This window comes from Bartonella sp. CR127HXZ (assembly GCF_042194555.1).
Lineage (GTDB): Bacteria > Pseudomonadota > Alphaproteobacteria > Rhizobiales > Rhizobiaceae > Bartonella > Bartonella grahamii.
In genome coordinates this window covers 1-1,050 of the sequence record NZ_JBHIMZ010000054.1, presented here as the reverse complement: position 1 = coordinate 1,050, position 1,050 = coordinate 1, and the positions used below count along the sequence as shown (strand labels likewise).

Below are 1,050 nucleotides of genomic sequence, written 5' to 3'. Positions count from 1 at the left end.
TAAAGTGTATAGTTTGCGATAATTGATCTTTTCTTAATTTCATTTTTTAATTTATGAAAATAGCTCAATTTCAGTGCGAATATTTTTTACTTTAGGATTGGATATCCTCGTTATTTTGTCATGTGGATATTAAGGGCATCTGTTACGAGCAGCATTGCTTTTTATCTCATCTAGTTTCTATGTCTCCATAGATGTCCAAATGTAATGCCTTTTGCGAGAGAATTGGCAACGCTTGATAGTTTGAGTAACAGCGTGATGGATATAATGGACAAGATGAGAGCACCCCCAAACATGAAGCTTATATTCTGGTCGTAATCGAGTTTCATATCGCTCAAATAGTTTGCAAAGATATTCATCATCAGATTAAATACAGTCGCTAAGAGTAGAAAGAGGATTATATAATTGACGACTTGGGTTATCCATTGCTCGAAAAGGCGATGAGTTGGTTGCCAGAGCAAAGCAATGATGAAGAGTGATCCCCATCCTACGAGAAGTGTAATAGCGATTTTTGTCAGGAGTACGAGACCACCGCCGATTGCTACTACGAGGCTTGTTGCCAGCAAGATGATGATACCTAAGAGACTGTAAAGCAGTCCATTGGCTTCGAAGAAGACGGTTTCTTGGAAAAGACGTCCTGCATATTGAAATCCTTTGGTTGCTGTTTTGTCTAGTAAATTCATTAATTGTGTATCATTGAGTGGATCTGTTAAGAGCGCTTTTGATAACTCATGGGGCATTTGTGTTATCAAATTGGCAATTTCATTCTGATAAAGTCCTGTGGTAAGAGCTATTGAAGTAATAATACTTATCCGTAGGAAACGATTTACAAATCCGGAGAGAGGCATATCTATAGCGCCACGAATGATGAGCCATCCATAGATGATGAAAGCGATTGTGATACCGATTGATACAAAGGGTGTAATTGTAGCCGTTGTTTTTAAGGAAATATCCGTGACATATGTTTTTGTTATCTGATCAATTTTATTGAAAAGTTGCGTGAACACTGTAAAGTTCATGGAATTCCTCTTTAACGAATTTTCAACTTTTTAT

1 protein-coding gene is annotated in these 1,050 nt (G+C 37.0%); it reads right to left on the bottom strand.

The window, feature by feature from the left end; genetic code table 11:
• Nucleotides 1-170 precede the first annotated feature (170 nt).
• The gene (locus ACFIKY_RS09005) at nt 171-1,016 is read right to left on the bottom strand and encodes a type IV secretion system protein (protein ID WP_375661734.1); all 846 of its coding nucleotides are present in this window, start codon (nt 1,014-1,016) and stop codon (nt 171-173) included.
• Nucleotides 1,017-1,050: the final 34 nt, after the last annotated feature.